This window comes from Candidatus Competibacter denitrificans Run_A_D11 (assembly GCF_001051235.1).
In the GTDB taxonomy this organism is placed as follows: Bacteria; Pseudomonadota; Gammaproteobacteria; order Competibacterales; family Competibacteraceae; genus Competibacter_A; species Competibacter_A denitrificans.
The window spans coordinates 290,632-309,025 of record NZ_CBTJ020000020.1 but is presented as its reverse complement, the minus strand read 5'-3'; the positions used below and the strand labels follow the sequence as shown (position 1 = coordinate 309,025).

Annotated in this window: 15 protein-coding genes and 1 pseudogene; 13 read left to right on the top strand and 3 right to left on the bottom strand. The window is 56.4% G+C overall.

Annotated features, from left to right (window positions below):
- Positions 1–27: 27 nt before the first annotated feature.
- Together gatA and gatC are read right to left on the bottom strand one after the other, a co-directional pair.
- Entirely contained in the window at positions 28–1,482 is a 1,455-nt protein-coding gene (gatA, locus tag BN873_RS03540) for an Asp-tRNA(Asn)/Glu-tRNA(Gln) amidotransferase subunit GatA (protein ID WP_048670636.1), read from the bottom strand.
- Between the two features lie 17 nt (positions 1,483–1,499).
- Positions 1,500–1,787 (bottom strand): Asp-tRNA(Asn)/Glu-tRNA(Gln) amidotransferase subunit GatC, encoded by a 288-nt coding sequence (gene gatC / locus BN873_RS03535; RefSeq protein WP_048670635.1) that lies wholly within the window; start codon positions 1,785–1,787, stop codon positions 1,500–1,502.
- 124 nt (positions 1,788–1,911) lie between these two features.
- Here gatC and BN873_RS03530 point away from each other — a divergent pair, with 124 nt between their 5' ends.
- The 12 genes and pseudogenes from BN873_RS03530 to BN873_RS03475 all read left to right on the top strand — a co-directional run bounded on the left by BN873_RS03530 (position 1,912) and on the right by BN873_RS03475 (position 16,487).
- Complete coding sequence (locus BN873_RS03530; RefSeq protein WP_048670633.1) at positions 1,912–2,961, top strand: rod shape-determining protein; 1,050 nt, start codon at positions 1,912–1,914, stop codon at positions 2,959–2,961.
- Between the two features lie 3 nt (positions 2,962–2,964).
- Entirely contained in the window at positions 2,965–3,888 is a 924-nt protein-coding gene (gene mreC / locus BN873_RS03525; RefSeq protein WP_197613643.1) for a rod shape-determining protein MreC, read from the top strand.
- A complete protein-coding gene (mreD, locus tag BN873_RS03520) occupies positions 3,885–4,373 on the top strand; it encodes a rod shape-determining protein MreD (RefSeq protein ID WP_048670631.1) in 489 nt (162 codons plus the stop codon). Before mreC ends, mreD begins: the two co-directional genes overlap by 4 nt.
- Before the next feature lie 14 nt (positions 4,374–4,387).
- A complete protein-coding gene (mrdA, locus tag BN873_RS03515) occupies positions 4,388–6,322 on the top strand; it encodes a penicillin-binding protein 2 (RefSeq protein ID WP_071243978.1) in 1,935 nt (644 codons plus the stop codon).
- The gene (gene rodA / locus BN873_RS03510) at positions 6,309–7,412 is read left to right on the top strand and encodes a rod shape-determining protein RodA (RefSeq protein WP_048670630.1); all 1,104 of its coding nucleotides are present in this window, start codon (positions 6,309–6,311) and stop codon (positions 7,410–7,412) included. Before mrdA ends, rodA begins: the two co-directional genes overlap by 14 nt.
- Positions 7,413–7,444: 32 nt before the next feature.
- Positions 7,445–8,563 (top strand): lytic murein transglycosylase B, encoded by a 1,119-nt coding sequence (mltB, locus tag BN873_RS03505; RefSeq protein WP_053085223.1) that lies wholly within the window; start codon positions 7,445–7,447, stop codon positions 8,561–8,563.
- Positions 8,564–8,771: 208 nt separating this feature from the next.
- Positions 8,772–9,129: pseudogene (locus BN873_RS21435) on the top strand (septal ring lytic transglycosylase RlpA family protein); the annotation flags it as partial.
- Between the two features lie 1,071 nt (positions 9,130–10,200).
- On the top strand, positions 10,201–11,370 hold the full coding sequence (locus tag BN873_RS03495) for a D-alanyl-D-alanine carboxypeptidase family protein (protein ID WP_053085221.1): 1,170 nt from the start codon (positions 10,201–10,203) through the stop codon (positions 11,368–11,370).
- 15 nt (positions 11,371–11,385) lie between these two features.
- Entirely contained in the window at positions 11,386–11,667 is a 282-nt protein-coding gene (locus BN873_RS03490; protein WP_048670628.1) for a YbeD family protein, read from the top strand.
- A gap of 6 nt (positions 11,668–11,673) precedes the next feature.
- Positions 11,674–12,336, top strand: coding sequence for a lipoyl(octanoyl) transferase LipB (gene lipB / locus BN873_RS03485; protein WP_048670627.1), 663 nt, complete (start codon positions 11,674–11,676; stop codon positions 12,334–12,336).
- A gap of 164 nt (positions 12,337–12,500) precedes the next feature.
- Entirely contained in the window at positions 12,501–13,511 is a 1,011-nt protein-coding gene (lipA, locus tag BN873_RS03480; protein ID WP_048670751.1) for a lipoyl synthase, read from the top strand.
- A gap of 12 nt (positions 13,512–13,523) precedes the next feature.
- Positions 13,524–16,487, top strand: a complete 2,964-nt coding sequence (locus BN873_RS03475) for a chemotaxis protein CheB (protein WP_053085220.1) — start codon at positions 13,524–13,526, stop codon at positions 16,485–16,487.
- A gap of 132 nt (positions 16,488–16,619) precedes the next feature.
- Here BN873_RS03475 and BN873_RS03470 read toward each other — a convergent pair whose 3' ends face one another.
- The gene (locus BN873_RS03470) at positions 16,620–17,834 is read right to left on the bottom strand and encodes a response regulator (protein ID WP_048670626.1); all 1,215 of its coding nucleotides are present in this window, start codon (positions 17,832–17,834) and stop codon (positions 16,620–16,622) included.
- Between the two features lie 241 nt (positions 17,835–18,075).
- Between BN873_RS03470 and BN873_RS03465 the strand changes: the two genes are divergently transcribed.
- On the top strand, positions 18,076–18,393 hold the full coding sequence (locus tag BN873_RS03465; protein WP_139031637.1) for a hypothetical protein: 318 nt from the start codon (positions 18,076–18,078) through the stop codon (positions 18,391–18,393).
- The last annotated feature ends 1 nt before the right edge of the window (position 18,394 follow it).

Below are 18,394 nucleotides of genomic sequence, written 5' to 3'. Positions count from 1 at the left end.
TCAAACCCTGTCACCGAGGCAAGGGAGTCAGGCGAACGCGGGCGGGGTGCGCGTGTGCCAGTCCGTGATCTGCTGATAGCGGTGTGCGGCGTTCAGCAAGCATTCTTCAGCAAAGTGATGACCGATCAGTTGCAAACCGACCGGACGCTGACCGACAAAACCGACCGGCAGCGAGAGTCCCGGCAGGCCAGCCAGATTCACGGCAATGGTATAAATATCCGACAGATACATGGTGATCGGATCATCTACTTTCTCGCCGAGATTGAAGGCCACTGTGGGTGAAGTCGGCCCGGCGATCAAGTCCACCTGCGCGAAGGCTTGCTGGAAGTCGTTGCTGATCAGGCGGCGGATTTGCTGCGCCTTTAGGTAATAGGCATCGTAATAACCGGCCGACAGGGCGAAAGTACCGACCAGAATCCGACGGGTGACCTCTGGCCCGAAACCCTCGGCGCGGGAACGGGTATATAAATCCAGTAAATCCTTGGGCTGGTCGCAGCGATGGCCGTAGCGCACGCCGTCGAAACGCGCCAGATTGGAAGAACACTCCGCCGGGGCGATGACGTAATAGGCCGGAATTGCCAGATGGGTGTTGGGCAGGCTGATGTCCAGCACCGTCGCGCCCAATTTCCGGTATTCGGCGATGGCCGCTGCAACCGCGCGCGCAACGGCACCGTCTAAGCCCTCACCGAAATACTCCTTGGGCAGGCCGATTTTCAAGCCAGTCAGCGGTCGGTCGAGCGCCGCGACGTAATCCGGCACCGGCCGATCCACGCTGGTGGAATCGCGGGGGTCGAAACCGGCCATCGCGCCCAACAACAAGGCACAATCCTCGGCGCTGCGTGCCAGCGGGCCGCCTTGATCGAGGCTGGAGGCATAAGCGATCATGCCCCAACGCGACACCCGGCCATAGGTCGGTTTGATGCCAGTCAGGCCACACAACGCGGCGGGTTGGCGAATCGAGCCGCCGGTGTCGGTGCCGGTGGCGGCGGGTGTTAGTCGTGCGGCGACGGCAGCGGCGGAACCACCGGAGGAGCCGCCCGGCACTGCGTCCAAATCCCACGGATTGCGCACCGGCCCATAGAAACTGTTTTCGTTGGACGACCCCATAGCGAACTCGTCCATGTTAGTCTTGCCCAGCATCACCATGCCGGCAGCATTTAATTTTTCGACGACCGTAGCGTTGTAAGGGGCGATGAAACGGTCCAACATCCGTGAACCGCAGGAGGTGCGCACGCCATCGGTGCAGAAAATATCTTTCTGGGCGATGGGTACACCGGTCAACGGCCCGGCTTGACCTTGCCGACGACGCTCATCAGCCGCACGAGCCTGGCTCAGCGCCACATCGTCGGTCACAGTAATAAAGGCATTCAAGCCTGGATTGAATTGTTCAATCCGCTCCAGCAGAGAGCGAGTCAATTCCTCGCTACTAAATTCGCCGGCGGCAAGACCGGCACTCAGTTGGGCAATGGTTTTGTCGTGCATAGCAGTGAGAAAAGGCGTTATTCGATAACCTTGGGAACCAAATACAGACCGGCTTCAACGCGGGGAGCGATAGCCTGAAAATGGGCACGCTGGTCGGCTTCGATCACATCATCGGCGCGCAAACGCTGCGCCATATCTAATGGATTAGCCAGCGGGATGATGCCGGACGTATCCACCGCATTCATCTGTTCCACCAACTCCAAAATGGCCGATAGGTTGCGGGCGTAGGCCGGCACATCCTGTTCGCGGATGGCCAGCCGCGCCAAATGGGCGATTTTGGCGACTTCGGCAGGTCCCAGGGACATCGTTGCGTTCTCCTTGGCTGAGCGAACGGATAAAACTGTAACCCTATCATAATTTGTTGGCTTGCTCCTAACTGCCCTGCTTGCTAGCATTAGCCGCTTTTGACAACCCGATGGTTTCAATAACATGTTCAAATGGTTGCGCGGTAAATTCTCCAACGATCTATCTATTGATCTGGGAACCGCTAACACGTTGATTTACGTGAGGGGGGGTGGCATTGTCCTCAATGAACCCTCGGTGGTAGCGATCAATCAAGATCCAGTTCGAGGCATCCGCACGATCTCGGCTGTTGGCACGGACGCAAAGCGGATGTTGGGGCGCACACCTAACAACCTCTCGACGATCCGGCCAATGAAAGACGGCGTGATCGCCGATTTCACCGTCACCGAGAAGATGCTCCAACATTTCATCCGCAAGGTGCATTCCCGGAAATTTCTCAATCCCAGCCCGCGGGTGTTGATCAGCGTGCCTTGTGGTTCGACTCAGGTCGAGCGCCGAGCAATCCGTGAATCGGCGATGGGTGCCGGGGCACGGGTGGTTTATCTCATTCCCGAACCGATGGCGGCGGCGATTGGTGCCGGTATTCCCGTCGAAGAAGCTCGTGGGGCGATGGTGCTCGATATCGGCGGTGGCACCTCGGAAGTCGCGGTGATTTCGCTCAATGGCATCGTCTACGCCGGCGCGGTGCGCATCGGCGGCGACCGCTTCGATGAAGCGATCATCAATTATGTGCGGCGTAATTTTGGCGTGCTGATCGGTGAGCCGACCGCTGAGAAAATCAAACACGAAATCGGCAGTGCCTATCCCTCCAGCGAGGTGCGCGAGATTGAAATTAAGGGACGCAATCTTGCTGAAGGGGTGCCACGTAGTTTTACGCTCAACAGCAACGAGATTCTTGAAGCACTGCAAGAGCCGCTATCGGGCATTATCAGTGCGGTAAAGATGGCTTTGGAGGCGACCCCACCGGAATTGGCCGCTGATGTGGCAGAGCGTGGCATCGTGCTGACCGGTGGTGGTGCGCTGATGCGTGATATCGACCGGCTGATCACGGAGGAGACCGGCTTGAATGTGGTGATCGCCGAAGATCCGCTGACGTGTGTGGCGCGTGGCGGCGGCCGGGTGTTGGAACTGATCGCCAAGGACGAGCACGCCGTCGAAGCCTTCGCCATCGAATAACCGTTGGCCGCTCTTACTCCCAGCAAGCGTATCGAATACTTGTTTACGGTTAATCCGACGGCGATTTTGCAGCTTGGTTTTTGGGTTACGCTCTCCATCGTCATGATGACGGTGGATCATCGCTATCAATACTTAAACGGTGTGCGTGACGTATTAGGTACGGTGGTCTATCCCTTTCAATATTTGATGCAATTGCCCACCAACACCAAGGGCTGGCTAGAGCAGAATCTGGCTGGGCGTGGGACGTTGCTGGAAGAAAACGCCCGCTTGCGCGAGAAGCAGATTTTCTTGAACGCGCAACTGCAAAAATTGACCACGCTGGAAGCGGAAAACCGCCGTCTACGCTCTTTGCTGGAATCGACGGTCAATACACCTGAAAAGATGCTGATCGCCGAACTCTTGGCAGTGGATTTCGACCCATACCGGCATCATATCTTGCTCAACCGTGGGCGACAGCACAACGTATACGTCGGCCAGCCGGTGCTTGACCAACAGGGTATCATCGGCCAGATCATCCACGCTGATCCGTTCAGTTCGACGGCGATCCTGGTCACTGACGCCAATCATGCCTTGCCAATCCAGATTAATCGTACCGGGGTACGCACCCTGGCACTGGGCACCGGCAATTTCCAGGAATTAAAACTGCTGCACGTCCCTAATAACGAGGATGTGAAAGTGGGCGATTTGTTGGTGACCTCAGGGCTGGGCGGCCGATTTCCGCGGGGTTATCCGGTTGCAACCGTGACTAAATTTGAACCGGGCAGCCCCTTCGCTAATATCATCGCCAAACCGGTCGCCCAATTGGATCGCATTCGTGAGGTGATGCTGCTGGAAAATGCGCCGCCTGACGAAAAACCGGCACCAACCCCCGCACCGACCCCCGCACCAGCGCCAACAGCAGCGCCGGTCCCACGTCGCCACTCATGACTGCCGCGCCCCGCGTCAGCGGTTGGGTCATCGCTTGTAGCTTTCTAGCGGCATTTTTGCTGGGTGGTCTGCCACTGCCGAGCGGGTTGGAGCGGTTTCGCCCCGATTGGGTCGCCATGGTGCTTATTTATTGGAGCATGGCGTTGCCGCATCGGGTGGGCATTGGGGTTGGCTGGTTGGTGGGACTGCTGTTGGATGTTGGGCGCGGTGCGCTGTTGGGTCAGCACGCCCTGGCGTTCGCCGCCGTAGCCTATTTGACTTGTCAAACCTATCGGCGCATCCGAGTAGCGCCTGTTTGGCAACAGACATTCAGTATCCTGGCCTTTTTGTTGCTCGAACAGATTCTGGTGTTCTGGATCAGCGGGGTCATCGGCTATCCACCGCGCGACTGGTGGTATTTGGCGCCGGCAGTGGGTGGTATGGTGTGCTGGCCTTTGGTGTTCGTCATCCTGCGCGATGTGCGCCGGTATTTCCAGGTTAACTGATCGCGGTAGGCCCTATGAAATGGTGGCGTTCGGCGGCCAAGCCCCCGATAGACAAGCTGCTGGTCCGGGAAAAAGACAACTCTGCCGAGAGCGAGCTGTTTTTTCGGCGGGTTCTGATCACCATATGCGCGGTGTTTCTGGCGCTGCTGGCGGTGTCGGGCCGCTTGGTTTACCTGCAAGTTCTCCATCACGAGCAATTCACCCTGCTGTCTGACAGTAATCGGGTACGTCTGTTGCCATTGCCGCCAGCCCGTGGCTTTATCTACGACCGCAACGGGGTTTTGCTGGCCGAAAATCTTACCTCTTATCATTTGGAAGTCACCCCTGAGCAGGCCAAGGATTTGGAGGCCGTGCTGGCTGCAATCCGGGAGCGCATTACCCTGACCGATGCCGACATCGACCGTTTTCGTAAGCTGGCCCGGCGAACTCCACCGTATAACGCTACCCCGCTGCGCTTCCAGTTGACCGATGATGAAATCGCCCGGTTGGCCATTGATCTGTATCGACTACCCGGTGTCGAGATCAAGGCGGATCTGACTCGCCATTATCCGTTGGGAGAGCGGGGCGTCCATATCGTGGGCTATGTCGGGCGAATTGATGAAGCCGAATTGCGCAAGCTGGACCCTGGCCAGTACAGCGGTAGCACCCACATCGGCAAGACCGGGGTTGAACGCTCTTACGAGGACGTCCTGCATGGACGTGCCGGTTATGAGCAGGTGGAAACCAATGCCGAGGGACGACCGGTACGGGTGTTGAGCCGTACTCCGCCGGTGTCAGGGAAAAATATTTATCTGAGTGTCGATATGCGCTTACAGGTGGTCGCCGAAGAGGCGCTGGAAGGCCACAATGGCGCCATCGTTGCGATGGACCCCAGCAACGGGGAGATTCTGGCTTTAGCCAGTCAGCCGATTTACGATCCCAACCCTTTCGTCAACGGCATTGATTCTGGCTCTTTCCGTAAGCTCAACACGTCGAAGAATCGACCATTGCTCAATCGCGCCTTACGTGGCGTCTATCCGCCCGGCTCTACCATTAAGCCGCTCATGGCGCTGGCGGGCCTCGAATACGGGGTCGTCAACCGCAATACCGGCGTTTTCTGCGCTGGGGTCTATCGGCTACCCGGCGGCGGGCGTAAATTCCATGACTGGAAACGCAGCGGTCATGGCAGCGTGAACATGGATCGTGCATTGGCGCAATCTTGCGATGTCTACTTCTACGACTTAGCGCTCAATCTTGGTATCGACCGGGTTCATGAATTTCTCAGTCGATTCAGCATGGGCCGACCGACCGGTATTGATCTGTATGGGGAGAAAGGCGCTTTGTTACCCTCCCGTGAGTGGAAGCGCAAGTTCCAAAAGCAGGATTGGTTCGGCGGCGATAGCCTCAGTGCCGGCATCGGTCAGGGTTTGTTTTTGGCGACGCCGTTGCAATTGGCTTACTCGACGGCAGTTATTTCTCAGCGGGGCGATAATTATGCACCCAGAATATTGCACGCCACTCAAGAAACCGGCACCCGGGGTACCGTGCTGACGCCCCCCCGCACATTGCCGCCGATCACCCTGAAAAACCCGCGCTATTGGGATGCGGTTATCTCCGGCATGATCCATGTTGTCGAAGGCGGCACCGCCCACAAGAGCCGAAGTGCAAACTATCGAATGGCGGGTAAAACGGGAACTGCCCAAGTCTTCACGTTGGGCCAGAACCAACGCTATAACGCCAAGCGCTTGGCAAAACACCTGCTCGATCATGCCTTGTTCGTAGCATTCGCTCCAGTGGAGAAGCCTCGTATTGCTGTGGCGGTGATCGCCGAGAACGGTGGTGGCGGTAGTGCCACCGCCGCGCCGCTTGCGCGTAAAGTGATGGATGCCTATTTGCTCGATAAGTACGATCCGGCGATGATCGCCGGCATCAAACCGGACCCGGATACCCAACGCGATGGATCGAATTAGCGCAGGCAGGCTGTTGAAATGGATTCGTTTTGATCCCTGGTTAGTCTTAGGATTACTGGCGGTGTCCGGGATCGGTCTGGTCGTGCTCTACAGCGCCGGGCAGCGTAGCCTGGATCTGGTGATCGGCCAATCTATCCGGCTTGGCTTGGGTTTCGCCATCTTGCTGACGTTGGCCCAGATACCGCCGCATTATTTCCGGTTCTGGTCACCATGGATTTATCTGGTCGGCATTCTGTTGCTGTTGGCGGTGATGGTGGCCGGCGATGTCTCCAAGGGTGCGCGGCGCTGGTTGGATCTGGGTGTCCTGCGTTTTCAGCCCTCCGAAATCATGAAGCTCGCCGTGCCGATGATGATGGCGTGGTTCTTCGCCAATAAGCCCCTGCCACCACGACTGTCGCACCTGCTGGCTGGGGCGTTCATCACCGCGCTGCCGTTCATCCTGATCGCTCAACAGCCGGATCTGGGAACGGGACTGGTGGTGGGGTTTGCCGGTGGCATCGCTTTATTTCTGGCCGGACTCAGTTGGATCGTCATGTTCATCCTGGCGGGGTTGTTGGCGACGGTGATCCCGCTGTTCTGGACGTTCGTCATGCATGATTATCAGCGTCAGCGGGTTTTGACCTTCCTTAATCCAGAAAGCGATCCACTGGGGACCGGTTACCATATCATCCAATCTAAAATCGCCATTGGTTCCGGGGGCATCTATGGCAAGGGTTGGTTGAACGGCACCCAGTCTCACCTGGATTTCTTACCGGAAGGGTCAACCGACTTTATTTTCGCGGCCTTCTCTGAAGAATTCGGCCTGGTTGGCGGCTGCGTGTTGCTGGTGCTCTATTTTTTCATCATCGCTCGTTGTCTCTACATGGCCACGCGGGGAGCCGATACCTATGGCCGGCTCCTCTCCGGTAGTTTGACGCTGATCTTCTTTCTGTATGCGTTTGTCAACTCAGGGATGGTCTCTGGATTGCTGCCGGTGGTGGGGTTGCCGCTGCCTCTGTTCAGCTATGGTGGAACTTCCCTAGTGACGATCATGGCCGGCTTCGGTATGCTGATGAGCGTTTATTCGCACCGCCGGACCCCGACGCGGTGAGATCGTTATCCTAGACAAGACGAGACTTGCGCGTGAAGAGCCCGTTTTTACTCAGTTTTACCCTGTTGTTGAGTGCTTGCGCGCCGCCCATGATGGATCGGCGTCCAGCGGATGTCCCACTGATCCCAGCGCCGGAAGCGGCACCCGAGACGACCACCGAAGCAGGCCGTGCCGATCCTGGCCAGCCGTTGGCCAACCGATCTGATGTCCAAGCGTTCATCCGCGCCATGGCGGCGGAGCATGGTTTCAATGCGACTAGCCTACGGGCGACGTTCGCACGGGCGCATTCCCAGCCCAGCATCATCGCTGCCATGTCCAAGCCAGCAGAGGGAAAACCTTGGCATGCTTATCGGTCGATTTTTATCAATTCCAAGCGCATTCAGGGCGGAGTCGAGTTCTGGCGGGCTAACGCTGCGGCGCTGGCGCGAGCCGAACAAGTTTACGGGGTACCGCCGGAGTATGTCATCGCCATCATCGGTGTTGAAACTCAATACGGCGGCAATATGGGCAAGTATCGGGTACTGGAGGCATTGGCCACGCTGGCCTTTGACTATCCTCGCCGTGCCGCCTACTTCCGCAAGGAGCTGGAGAACTTTCTATTATTAGCACGGGCCGAGGGCATCGACCCGCTAGCCCCGCGCGGTTCTTACGCCGGCGCAATGGGCTATGGGCAATTCATGCCGAGCAGCTTCCGTAGTTACGCCGTGGATTTTGACGGAGACGGCCATCGTGACATTTGGCGCAATCCGCGTGATGCCATCGGCAGTGTAGCGAACTATTTCAGGAAAAACGGCTGGCGTCCGGGTGAGCCGGTGGCATCGCCGGCTTCGATCAGTGGTGATCGCTACGCAGCGCTGGTCAGCCGTCAATTGAACCAGCCCCGTTCCAGCGTCGCCAGCCTGCGTAATCAAGGCGTCGCTCCGCGCGATTCAATCAGCGATGGCCAGAGTGCGATGCTGTTGGAATTTCAGGGCATAGACGGTCCTGAATACTGGCTGGGGTTCGATAACTTCTACGCCATTACCCGCTATAACCGCAGTCAGTTGTACGCCTTAGCGGTACATCAGCTCAGTCAGGAAATTCGAGCGCGCTCCGGCAACCGACCGTATTCTGGGGTTTTTAGCTCTGACCCCATCGCGCACGCTGACTGATTCATTCTGAAAAATCCAAAAAAACCAAGCTGATCAAACGGGCCGCTGGTGCGTTTGGCAGGGGGAATTGTTTTTTATGGCTAAATCTTCTTGGAATCGCCCTTTGCTATGGGTTTCCTTAGCTGGTGCGCTGGCCGGTTGTAGCACGGCTCCTGAAAACCAGGGGCCTGCCAGCTCACCACTCATCGGGGTCGAAAACACCACTGGCGAGCCGGTGCCACGGGTTGAACCACCCAGCCGGACTGGCAATCCCGATACCTACAAAGTTTTTGGCAAGCGTTATCGGGTGAAGGAGACGAGTGAAGGCTATCGTGAACAAGGCATCGCCTCCTGGTATGGCTGGGATTTTCACGGTCGCAAAACGTCCAGCGGGCCACGTTACGATATGTTTGACTTAACCGCCGCCCATAAAACCTTGCCGATCCCGACCTATGTCCGGGTGACGAATCTGGAAAATGGCCGTAACGTGGTGGTCAAAGTCAATGATCGTGGGCCGTTCGTGGGCCGGCGTATTCTTGATCTCTCCTACGCCGCAGCCAACCGGTTGGACATGCTGGGCCGGGGTACCGCTCAAGTCGAAGTCGTAGCCCTGGAGCCTTATCAGTTTGTTCCGCACTTGGCAGCGCGCCGCGCCGACGCTCGTGAACGCTTGGCTAGCCGCTTAAAGCGACCGGAGCTAAAACCGCAGCTTGCCGCGATTCAACTGGCTCAGGCAGAACCGGTTAAGGTCGATTCTGCTGCACCAGCGCTGCCTGATATAGCGCAGAATGCTCCAGAACCGGCCACGACAGCATTGGCCAGTAATGCTCCTGCGGCGGATTCAGCGATCCTGTTGCCGCAAAGTCCGCTTGAACGTGAGGGGGCAATGGAGCTGCCAGCCCAACCTAAGCCACTGCAACCACCACAAGTCGCCGGTTTAGACCAGGCGTCAGAGCCGTCAGCTATCGTTCCTACCCCGGTGGCAGCAGAATTGGCCTTGGCGAAGGCATCGCCAGTTGATCGGGACGTCTCTCTACCGGCAACAACCATCGTGGATAGACCCGCGCTCGCCCGGACACCGAAACCTACCCAGATCTCTCAAGTCCGCAACGTGGACCGTATGCCGACGCGCACACTGGCTCAGGCCCGGATCACACCAAATCCAACGCTACGCCCGGCACCTGCCAAGCTCGTTGATAAGGCGGAGCGCGAACCCACTCGCCTGCAACCTCCCCTCCGTTTGGCTGCCGCCGATCCCACGATTAAAGCTGGAGAAACGCACCGCCCAGCGAATGCGATGGGTAATAAACATGGCCGGACTAATCCAGCGAAAACTGAAAACGCCGCTAAGCGCCCGGCCGAGGAACGTCCACCCCGTGTACTGCACCGCGATGCTCGACCCCAAGCTAGCTTGGGAGCACAGCAGGATTCGCGGGTTGTCTCACGCGATACCGGTGCTGCCAAACCGGCAGGCATTCGCTTGGTCGGCGTAAAAGCCGGCCGTGGTCGGATCATGACGGATTGAAGGCCACGCTTGCCATAACCATTGGCAACCGAATCAACCGCTTCGCCTTTGCTTGCGAGGCGGTTTGTTTTTGGGACGCTCTTCTCGCTAAAATGATCCGTTTTGATGTGCAACCTCAGAAGATCGCTGCCACATGCCGCATTCGAATTTATCCCGTATCCTGATTTTACCGTTCCTCGCCGTCGCTTTCCTGGTATCAGGTTTAGCCACTGTCCACGCGGAACCCCTACCGCCACCCCCGCAAGTACCGGTGCGCGGCTATATCCTGATGGATTATGAAAGCGGCAATATTCTTGCCGATATGAAAGGCCAAGAACGGATGGAACCGGCCAGTATCACCAAACTGATGACCGGTTATGTGATCTACAAAGCCATAAAGTCCGGCAAGATTCATTTGGATGACAAGGTGACCATCACCGAAAGGGCTTGGAAGACCGCCGGTTCCAAGATGTTCGTTAAAGTGGGCGCGCAGGTGTCGCTGGAAGAGCTGCTGATGGGTATGGTGGTTCAGTCTGGCAACGACGCAACGGTTGCTCTGGCCGAGCATGTCGCCGGTTCAGAAGAAACGTTCGTCAAGCTGATGAATCAGGAAGCCGAGCGACTGGGCTTGAAAAACAGCCATTTTACCAATGCACCGGGTTTGCCGGATGCCAACCATTACATGTCCGGCCGGGATATCGCCGCCCTGACGCGGGCGCTGATTCGCGATTTTCCCGAACACTACGGGCGTTACTCGGTGCGCAGTTTCAAGTACAACAACATCGATCAACCCAACCGTAATCGGTTGCTGTTTACCGATTCTTCGGTGGATGGCGTCAAGACGGGGCACACCGAATCGGCCGGTTACTGCCTGGTGTCTTCAGCCAAACGTAACGATACGCGGTTGATCGGGGTCGTTTTGGGAGCCGTTAAGGAAAAAGATCGTTTTTCGGCCAGCCAAGCGTTGCTGAATTATGGCTTTAGTTTCTTTGAAAGCCGTAAGCTGCACGATGCCAATACTCCTATCGTGACCACCCGTATTTGGAAAGGGCGAGAAAGCGAATTACCGCTGGGCTTAACCTATCCGCTCTATGTGACCGTACCCAAGGGCCAGGCGCCGCAGGTCAGTTTCACCACCACCGTCCAGCCGAAAATCCTGGCGCCCGCTGGCAAAAATCAACCCTTCGGCGAGATTGTGGTCAAGGTGGGTGATCAGGAGGTGAGCAAAACCCCGCTGGTGGCTTTGAAGGAAGTTCCCGAAAGCGGCTGGTTCGGCCGGTTGCTCGATTCAATTCTCATGTTTTTCTATTTTCTATTCCATTAAGCCTTCAGCATCGCCATGAGCGTACCGCCGGATGGGAACGATTTAGCGCTGTTGCAGTTTCCGTGCGATTTTCCAATCAAGATCATGGGCCCCAGTGACGGCGATCTGCGGGCGCTTGCGGTGGGGTTGGTGGGTCGGCACGCTCCCGATCTTGACGAGACGCGCGTGCGGGTGCAGGACAGTCGCGCTGGGCGCTATCAGTCGGTGACCGTGGTGGTGTCCGCCCAAAGCCGCGAGCAGTTGGACACGATTTACCGAGAACTCACGGGCCACCCGCAAATCACGCTGGTGTTGTGAGGCGAGATGAGTACGCCTGCCCGGCGCCCCGGCTCGCTGCGATTGCGTCGCTTGGGTCGATGCGACTACGGACTGGTGTTTGCGGCGATGCGTACTTTCACCGACTGCCGTGATGATACGACTTTAGACGAATTATGGTGGGTCGAGCATCCGCCGGTTTTTACCCAAGGCATGGCCGGCAAGCCGGAGCACCTACTAGCCCCTGGCGATATTCCTATCATCCAGACCGACCGAGGTGGACAAGTGACCTATCACGGCCCTGGTCAACTGGTTGTGTACTGCTTGCTGGATGTGCGCCGGTTGGGGCTTGGCGTGCGGGCGCTGGTGAGTGCGCTGGAGCGGGCGGTGATCGAATTTTTGGCCGCCCATCATATTACCGCTCAGGCTCGATCCGCCGCGCCAGGCGTTTATGTGGTAGATGCCAAGGTGGCCTCCCTGGGTTTGCGCATACGGCAAGGTTGCTCCTATCACGGTCTAAGCCTCAACGTGGACATGGATTTAGAGCCTTTTGGCCGCATCAATCCGTGCGGTTATCCTGGCCTGCGAGTCACTCAACTGCGCGATCTTGGCATTAACCTGGACCTGAATATGACCGCCGAGGAACTTTTGCCGTGCTTGGGTCGGCAGTTAGGGTATGCTGATTATGCTGCCATCGGCGGCTTGCCCTGATTTGAGGCTCTGCTACAGATTCTTATTTGCCGGCAGATTTGTCCGTCAAGGCACGGCATAATCAACCATCTGCTTAAAGTCCTTTGGTTCGCGCGCCTACCGAGGAACCTGTCATGTCCGAACGCATCCTGTGTAACGATAGTGAAATCACCGCCGCTGAGTCTATGACCGCCGTTGCTATACCCCAACGCGGTGAAAAGTTGCGGGGTGCCGCTAAGGTTGCACGAATTCCGGTCAAAATCGTTCCACAGGAGCCTCAGCAGCGCTTACGCAAGCCCGCATGGATTCGAGCGCAATTTCCGGGCACGCCCGAAGTGATGCGGTTAAAGCAGATTTTGCGGGATAATCATCTGCATACGGTCTGTGAAGAAGCCAGTTGTCCCAATCTGGGGGAATGCTTCGGCCATGGGACGGCCACGTTTATGATCATGGGTGCGATCTGTACGCGCCGCTGTCCGTTTTGCGATGTGGGCCATGGTCGGCCTAACCCGTTAGATCCTGATGAGCCGGAAAATTTGGCGCGGACGGTCGCTGCCATGGGCTTGAACTATGTGGTGATCACCTCCGTGGATCGGGACGATTTGCGCGATGGGGGTGCAGCGCATTTTGCCGCTTGTATCCGTGCGATACGAGATCGTCAGCCCGGCATCGTTATTGAGGCTCTAACCCCCGATTTTCGCGGTCGGATGGAGGCGGCGCTAGATATTTTGGAGCAGGCCCCGCCAGATGTGTTCAATCACAATCTGGAAACCGTGCCGCGCTTGTACCGGCAGGCTCGCCCTGGCGCGGACTACCAGACGTCACTGGTTTTGTTGCAGCAGTTCAAAGCACGTCGTCCCAACGTTCCCACCAAGTCCGGCTTGATGCTGGGTTTGGGCGAGACCCTGGCGGAGATCGAAGAGGTGATGCGTGATTTACGCGCCCATCAGGTGGCGATGTTGACGCTTGGCCAATACTTGCAACCCAGCATTCACCATTTGCCGGTGGCGCGCTATGTCACCCCAGAAGAATTCGAGCATTTGCGGGTATTCGGCGAGGCGTTGGGTTTTACCCATGTCGCTTCTGCCCCAATGGTCCGCTCGTCTTACCATGCCGATGCCCAAGCCAAAGCGGCAGCGGGTGAGTCCACAGCGGACGCGGCCACCACGACGAGGATGCAGGTGCATGGTTTTTGAGGGTTTTTCAGCATGAAGAAGAGCGGCGACAAGCCCAAAAAGGATGTCTCGGAAACCCGAGTCGATAGTTTATTGATGCCCGTAACGGTGCCCACCCACTACGTGGCCGTAGGCGCTTCGGCCGGCGGTTTGGAGGCTATTGAGGCTTTTTTCAGCCACATGCCACCGGAAAGTGGTCTCAGTTTCATCGTGATTCAGCACCTGTCGCCCGACTATAAAAGCCTGATGGTCGAGTTGCTTTCAAAAAAGACCGCAATGCCGGTACACCGGGCCGAGGATGGGATGCTGGTATTGCCGGATCATGTGTATTTGATCCCGCCCAAGAAGAATCTGACGATTTTTCATGGCAAGCTGTTACTCAGCGAGCAGGATCACAGTAAGGGCATCAATTTGCCGATTGATGTCTTTTTGCGCTCGTTGGCCGAGGATCAGAATGAAAAGGCCGTGGCTATTATCCTGTCCGGTACCGGCAGCGACGGAACTCGAGGGGTACGCGCCATCAAGGAATATGGCGGCATGGTGATGGTGCAAAACGAGGAAAGCGCCAAGTTCGATGGTATGCCGCGCGCGGCCATCGCCACCGGGCTGGCCGATTTCGTCTTGCCACCGGATAGTATGCCGGGCCAGTTGCTCTCGTTCGCCAAGCACCCCTACATCACCAAGGTTGAACGTTCCGAAACCTTATTGAGCGACGAGCAGGGCCTGACCCGCATTTTTGCCATTTTGCGCGAGAAGTGTAAGGTCGATTTCACCTTCTACAAGCCCAGCACGGTCACCCGACGCATCGAGCGCCGCATGACCATCAACCAGACCGACGATATCAAGGAATACGTCACCTTTCTTTCCAGCCATCCTGGCGAAGTGGTGGCGCTGTACCGTGAATTGCTCATCGGGGTCACCAGTTTTTTCCGCGATCAGGAGGCATTTGATCATCTTGCCCAATTCGGCTTACCGGATATTCTCAAAAGTGCGAGTAGCCGCGAGGTTCGCTTCTGGGTCGCTGGCTGCTCAACCGGTGAGGAAGCCTACAGTTTGGCCATTTTGGCCCGTGAAACCATGGAGCTGCTGGGTTTATCCCATGATGTCAAAGTCTTTGCCACCGATATCGACCGTGATGCGATTCAGTTTGCCGCCAACGGCTGTTTTCCTGAGAGTATCGCCGCTGATGTTTCACCGCGCCTGCTGTCCAAATATTTCTACAAGAAAGAAGACAATTTTCAGATTGCCCGCAACATCCGAGAGATGGTAGTTTTTGCCCAGCACAATCTGATCAAAGACCCTCCATTCACCAATATCGCCCTGATCAGTTGCCGCAACCTGCTGATTTATCTTCAACCCATTCTGCAACGTAAAGTTTTGGAGTTTTTCAATTTTTCGCTGAATCCCGGCGGAATTTTGATGCTGGGCACCAGCGAAACGACCGGTGATATGACCGATTATTTCGATGCCATTGATCCGAAGTGGAAGCTGTATCGCTCCAAAGGGCGCCTTAAGCCGCTACCCGATGCGACCCACCTGCTATCCGCCACCGATACCCGCTCGCGCGATCTACGCGGCCAATTTGCCGGCGCCCGGCGGATGCTTCGGCTGAGTGAGGAAGAGCGGATGCTGGAGCGGTTTCTGGAAACCATCACCAAGGATTACATCCCGCTGGCGGTGATCGTCAACGCCCAGTTGGAAGTGATGCATGTCTTGGGCGATACGGGCGGTTACTTTCGGCTGCCTTCGGGCAAAGTGGTGAACGACATCTCGAAAATGGCGGTGCGGGAACTGGCCATTCCCTTGACTACCGGCATTCAAAAAGTCTTCCGTCAGCGTCAGGAGCTGCGCTTTGCCAATATCCGCCTGCCGCAGGAAGGTAGTATCCGTGTGGTTGATCTGCGAATCCGCCCGTTGCCGGAGAAAAAAGGCCAGGAGCCTCTGGTGGCGGTGTTTGTCGAAGAGATTAAAAAGAACGAGGTGGTCGAAACCGATCCCAGCATCCAGTCCTACGACTTTTCCAAGGCAACCGAAGAGCGATTGCGGGATCTGGAGCAAGACTTGCAATTTACCCGCGAGAACCTGCAAGCCACCATCGAAGAACTGGAAACCTCTAACGAAGAATTGCAGGCCACCAACGAAGAATTATTGGCCAGCAATGAAGAGCTGCAATCCACTAACGAAGAGTTGCAATCCACTAACGAGGAATTGTTTACGGTCAATACCGAATATCAGAGCAAGATTATGGAATTGACCGAACTCAACAACGATGTTGAGAATCTGTTAAGCGCCCAAGAGATCATCCATCTCCTGCTTGACGAAAATCTCGAAGTACGGCGTTTCTCACCAAAAATTACAAATCTTTTCAAGCTTTTGGAGAGCGATATCGGTCGGCCAGTTACCTATATCTCACACTATCTCACCGACTGTGATCCCATCCGCCTGATGCGCGAAGTGCAAGACAGTGGGCAATCTATTGAACGGGAAGTGCGTACCCACGAAGGACGCCGGTACCGAATGCGAGTGGTGCCCTACACGGTGGGGCCAAAGACGTTTTCCGGCACCGTCCTTTCGTTTATCGAAATCAGCAGCTTCAAGGAAATCGAGCAAACCCTAGCCGAACAGGAGATGACCTTAAAGGAAATCATTCACCTGACCGGGCTGGGTAATTGGTGGTTCATACCAGCCACTGGCGCGTATGGTTGGTCGAAGGAAACTTTCCACATCCATCAATTAGAGCCAGATCGTCAACCTTCCATGGAGGAAAGTATCCAGTTTTATGTACCGGAACATCGCCCCGTCATTGCGTCAGCGTTTCAACAGGCTCGTGATGAGGGTACGGCTTACGATCACACGCTGGAGATTGTGACCGCTAAAGGTCAGCGGCGCTGGGTGCGGACGATTGGTTGGCCGGTGATGCGGGACGGATCTGTAGTCAAGGTACTGGGAGTTTTGCAGGCAGTCTCCGCTGTCGCGGAAAGCGCGTCGCCTCTCTAATAGCCGCTGTCGGTATTCAAGAAGCTCAATTTGTGCCGAGATCTTTATCTGGACAGGGGATAGCGATGCGGCTTGCCCTCAACACGCTGAAGGCAAGCTGCCGCCTGGGCGATACCAAGCGGCAGCGATCCCTTAAAACAGCTTGAAAATCTGACCCAGCAATGCGCCGACTGCGCACAATAAAGCCACGATACCGACTATCAGGGCCAAACCACCGCCTTTCCCAGAACCACCCGCATCACTAGCAAAATCAGCCGCCGCTTGCTGGATGGATCGTTCACTGGTTTCACGAGCGATAGCCTCAATGACCGGCTGGATACCGGGACGGACCATTTGCACGATCTGTTGCTTGAAGTCCTGGCTGCCGGTGAACAGGACCAAGGCATCCTTGCTCTTTTGGCTAATCTGGGTTTCGATTTCTTTAAACAGCTCATCGCGGTTGATTTCCAACCCACGCGCGACATTGCGCTGAGACACGCCTTCGCTGACCTCGCGGGCAGCCTGCTCGGCGACAGCGCGCGCGCTTTCCTGAGCAGTGGTGCGGGCTGTGCGTTCGGCAGTCCCACGCGCGATTTCCGTAGCAACTTGTTTGGCGGCTTCCTGGGCAGCGCGTACCGCTGCATGTGCCGCTCGTCGGCCTAAATCTTCGGAAACGCTACGGGCAGTCTGGGTAGCCACTTCTTCGGCCAGGTTGGGCACCAATTCTTGAATGATGTCGCGCGCCACTTTTTCGGCGGCGGCCCAAGCAGCCCGTTCGGCGATTTGCTCGATTTCCCCAGCGGTTAGGGCCGGTACCGAAGCAACCACTTGAGGGGGCAGTGCAGCCGGTGCTGGAGCGGGCGGAGTGGGTGCAGCAGGAATTGGCGTAACGGGGAGCGAAGGGGCTGATGCTTTTTCGACTTGTTTCTCGACCAAGGGGGGTAGAGAAACCGAGGGGGCCGAGGGTGTAGCCCCTTCTGCCGTGGAGATCGCGGCTGTCCCTTCACCGACCGATTGTAAAACTGCATCTAATTGGTCAGGTGTATAGGGCTTGGAGAGGAAGCTGATCGCGCCGCTTTCTTTGGCATCGCGCTTGTCTTCATCCGTCGCATTGGCCGAACACATGATGATGGGCGGTGAGTTTCCCCGATGTTGGCCGGTAATCGCCCGGCTGGTCTCAAAGCCGTCCATTCCCGGCATCATCACGTCCATAAAAATGATGTCGGGTTTTTTGTTGTCCAGATATTTAATGCAATCTTCGCCTGATCCTACCCAATCCACTTCGATGCTGCGCTCGAGCAATAGCTTGCGTAAGGTCAAGTGGGCGACTTTGGAATCGTCCACCACCAGCGCTTTTTTGATGTTCATGCAAAACCTCCGACGGCATGAAAGTTATTCGCTTTGAACGCAATGCGGTTTATCGCTAACCCCCTAAAAGGGATGGCTCTGGACAAACAAAAAACGTCTCGCAATTGCGAGAAAACCAAATTATAGTTATAACTGAGCTGGAAGCTACCCTATAAGACGATGGATTGTATCCCCTCTGAAGTTTTGTTGCCGCTTTTCGGTCGACATCCCTTGGATTTAAACCCCTTAAAGGAATTCTGTGATGAAAAGAACCTTACTTAGCGTCATTATGCCTCCTGCGGCTGTCGTCCGTCATGGTTGTGCTTCTTATACTGCTGCTCCCATCAGCGTTTTTTGGCTGAGCAGCTTGGCCAGTATCACTTATGGCCTGGTGAACGGCATAGGCGGAGCGGTGGCAATGGGTGCTCTGCTATGGCTGATTGCGGCGGCTTGGGCACGCTTGGTGCTGCGAGGTGTGGAAAGTGATCATCTGCGCCACGAAGATAGCACCCAAGTAAAACTTGTAATCCCGCAAGTGGATGAAGCCGATCCCTTTGCCCAGTTGCGCGCCAGCCTCTAAA

What these genes read in the sequence shown, in the direction of transcription:
- gatA (WP_048670636.1), bottom strand. Translation starts at nt 1,482, where the DNA reads ATGCACGACAAAACCATTGCCCAACTGAGTGCCGGTCTTGCCGCCGGC.
- gatC (WP_048670635.1), bottom strand. Translation starts at nt 1,787, where the DNA reads ATGTCCCTGGGACCTGCCGAAGTCGCCAAAATCGCCCATTTGGCGCGG.
- BN873_RS03530 (WP_048670633.1), top strand. Translation starts at nt 1,912, where the DNA reads ATGTTCAAATGGTTGCGCGGTAAATTCTCCAACGATCTATCTATTGAT.
- mreD (WP_048670631.1), top strand. Translation starts at nt 3,885, where the DNA reads ATGACTGCCGCGCCCCGCGTCAGCGGTTGGGTCATCGCTTGTAGCTTT.
- mrdA (WP_071243978.1), top strand. Translation starts at nt 4,388, where the DNA reads ATGAAATGGTGGCGTTCGGCGGCCAAGCCCCCGATAGACAAGCTGCTG.
- rodA (WP_048670630.1), top strand. Translation starts at nt 6,309, where the DNA reads ATGGATCGAATTAGCGCAGGCAGGCTGTTGAAATGGATTCGTTTTGAT.
- BN873_RS03495 (WP_053085221.1), top strand. Translation starts at nt 10,201, where the DNA reads ATGCCGCATTCGAATTTATCCCGTATCCTGATTTTACCGTTCCTCGCC.
- BN873_RS03490 (WP_048670628.1), top strand. Translation starts at nt 11,386, where the DNA reads ATGAGCGTACCGCCGGATGGGAACGATTTAGCGCTGTTGCAGTTTCCG.
- lipB (WP_048670627.1), top strand. Translation starts at nt 11,674, where the DNA reads ATGAGTACGCCTGCCCGGCGCCCCGGCTCGCTGCGATTGCGTCGCTTG.
- lipA (WP_048670751.1), top strand. Translation starts at nt 12,501, where the DNA reads ATGACCGCCGTTGCTATACCCCAACGCGGTGAAAAGTTGCGGGGTGCC.
- BN873_RS03475 (WP_053085220.1), top strand. Translation starts at nt 13,524, where the DNA reads ATGAAGAAGAGCGGCGACAAGCCCAAAAAGGATGTCTCGGAAACCCGA.
- BN873_RS03470 (WP_048670626.1), bottom strand. Translation starts at nt 17,834, where the DNA reads ATGAACATCAAAAAAGCGCTGGTGGTGGACGATTCCAAAGTCGCCCAC.
- BN873_RS03465 (WP_139031637.1), top strand. Translation starts at nt 18,076, where the DNA reads ATGAAAAGAACCTTACTTAGCGTCATTATGCCTCCTGCGGCTGTCGTC.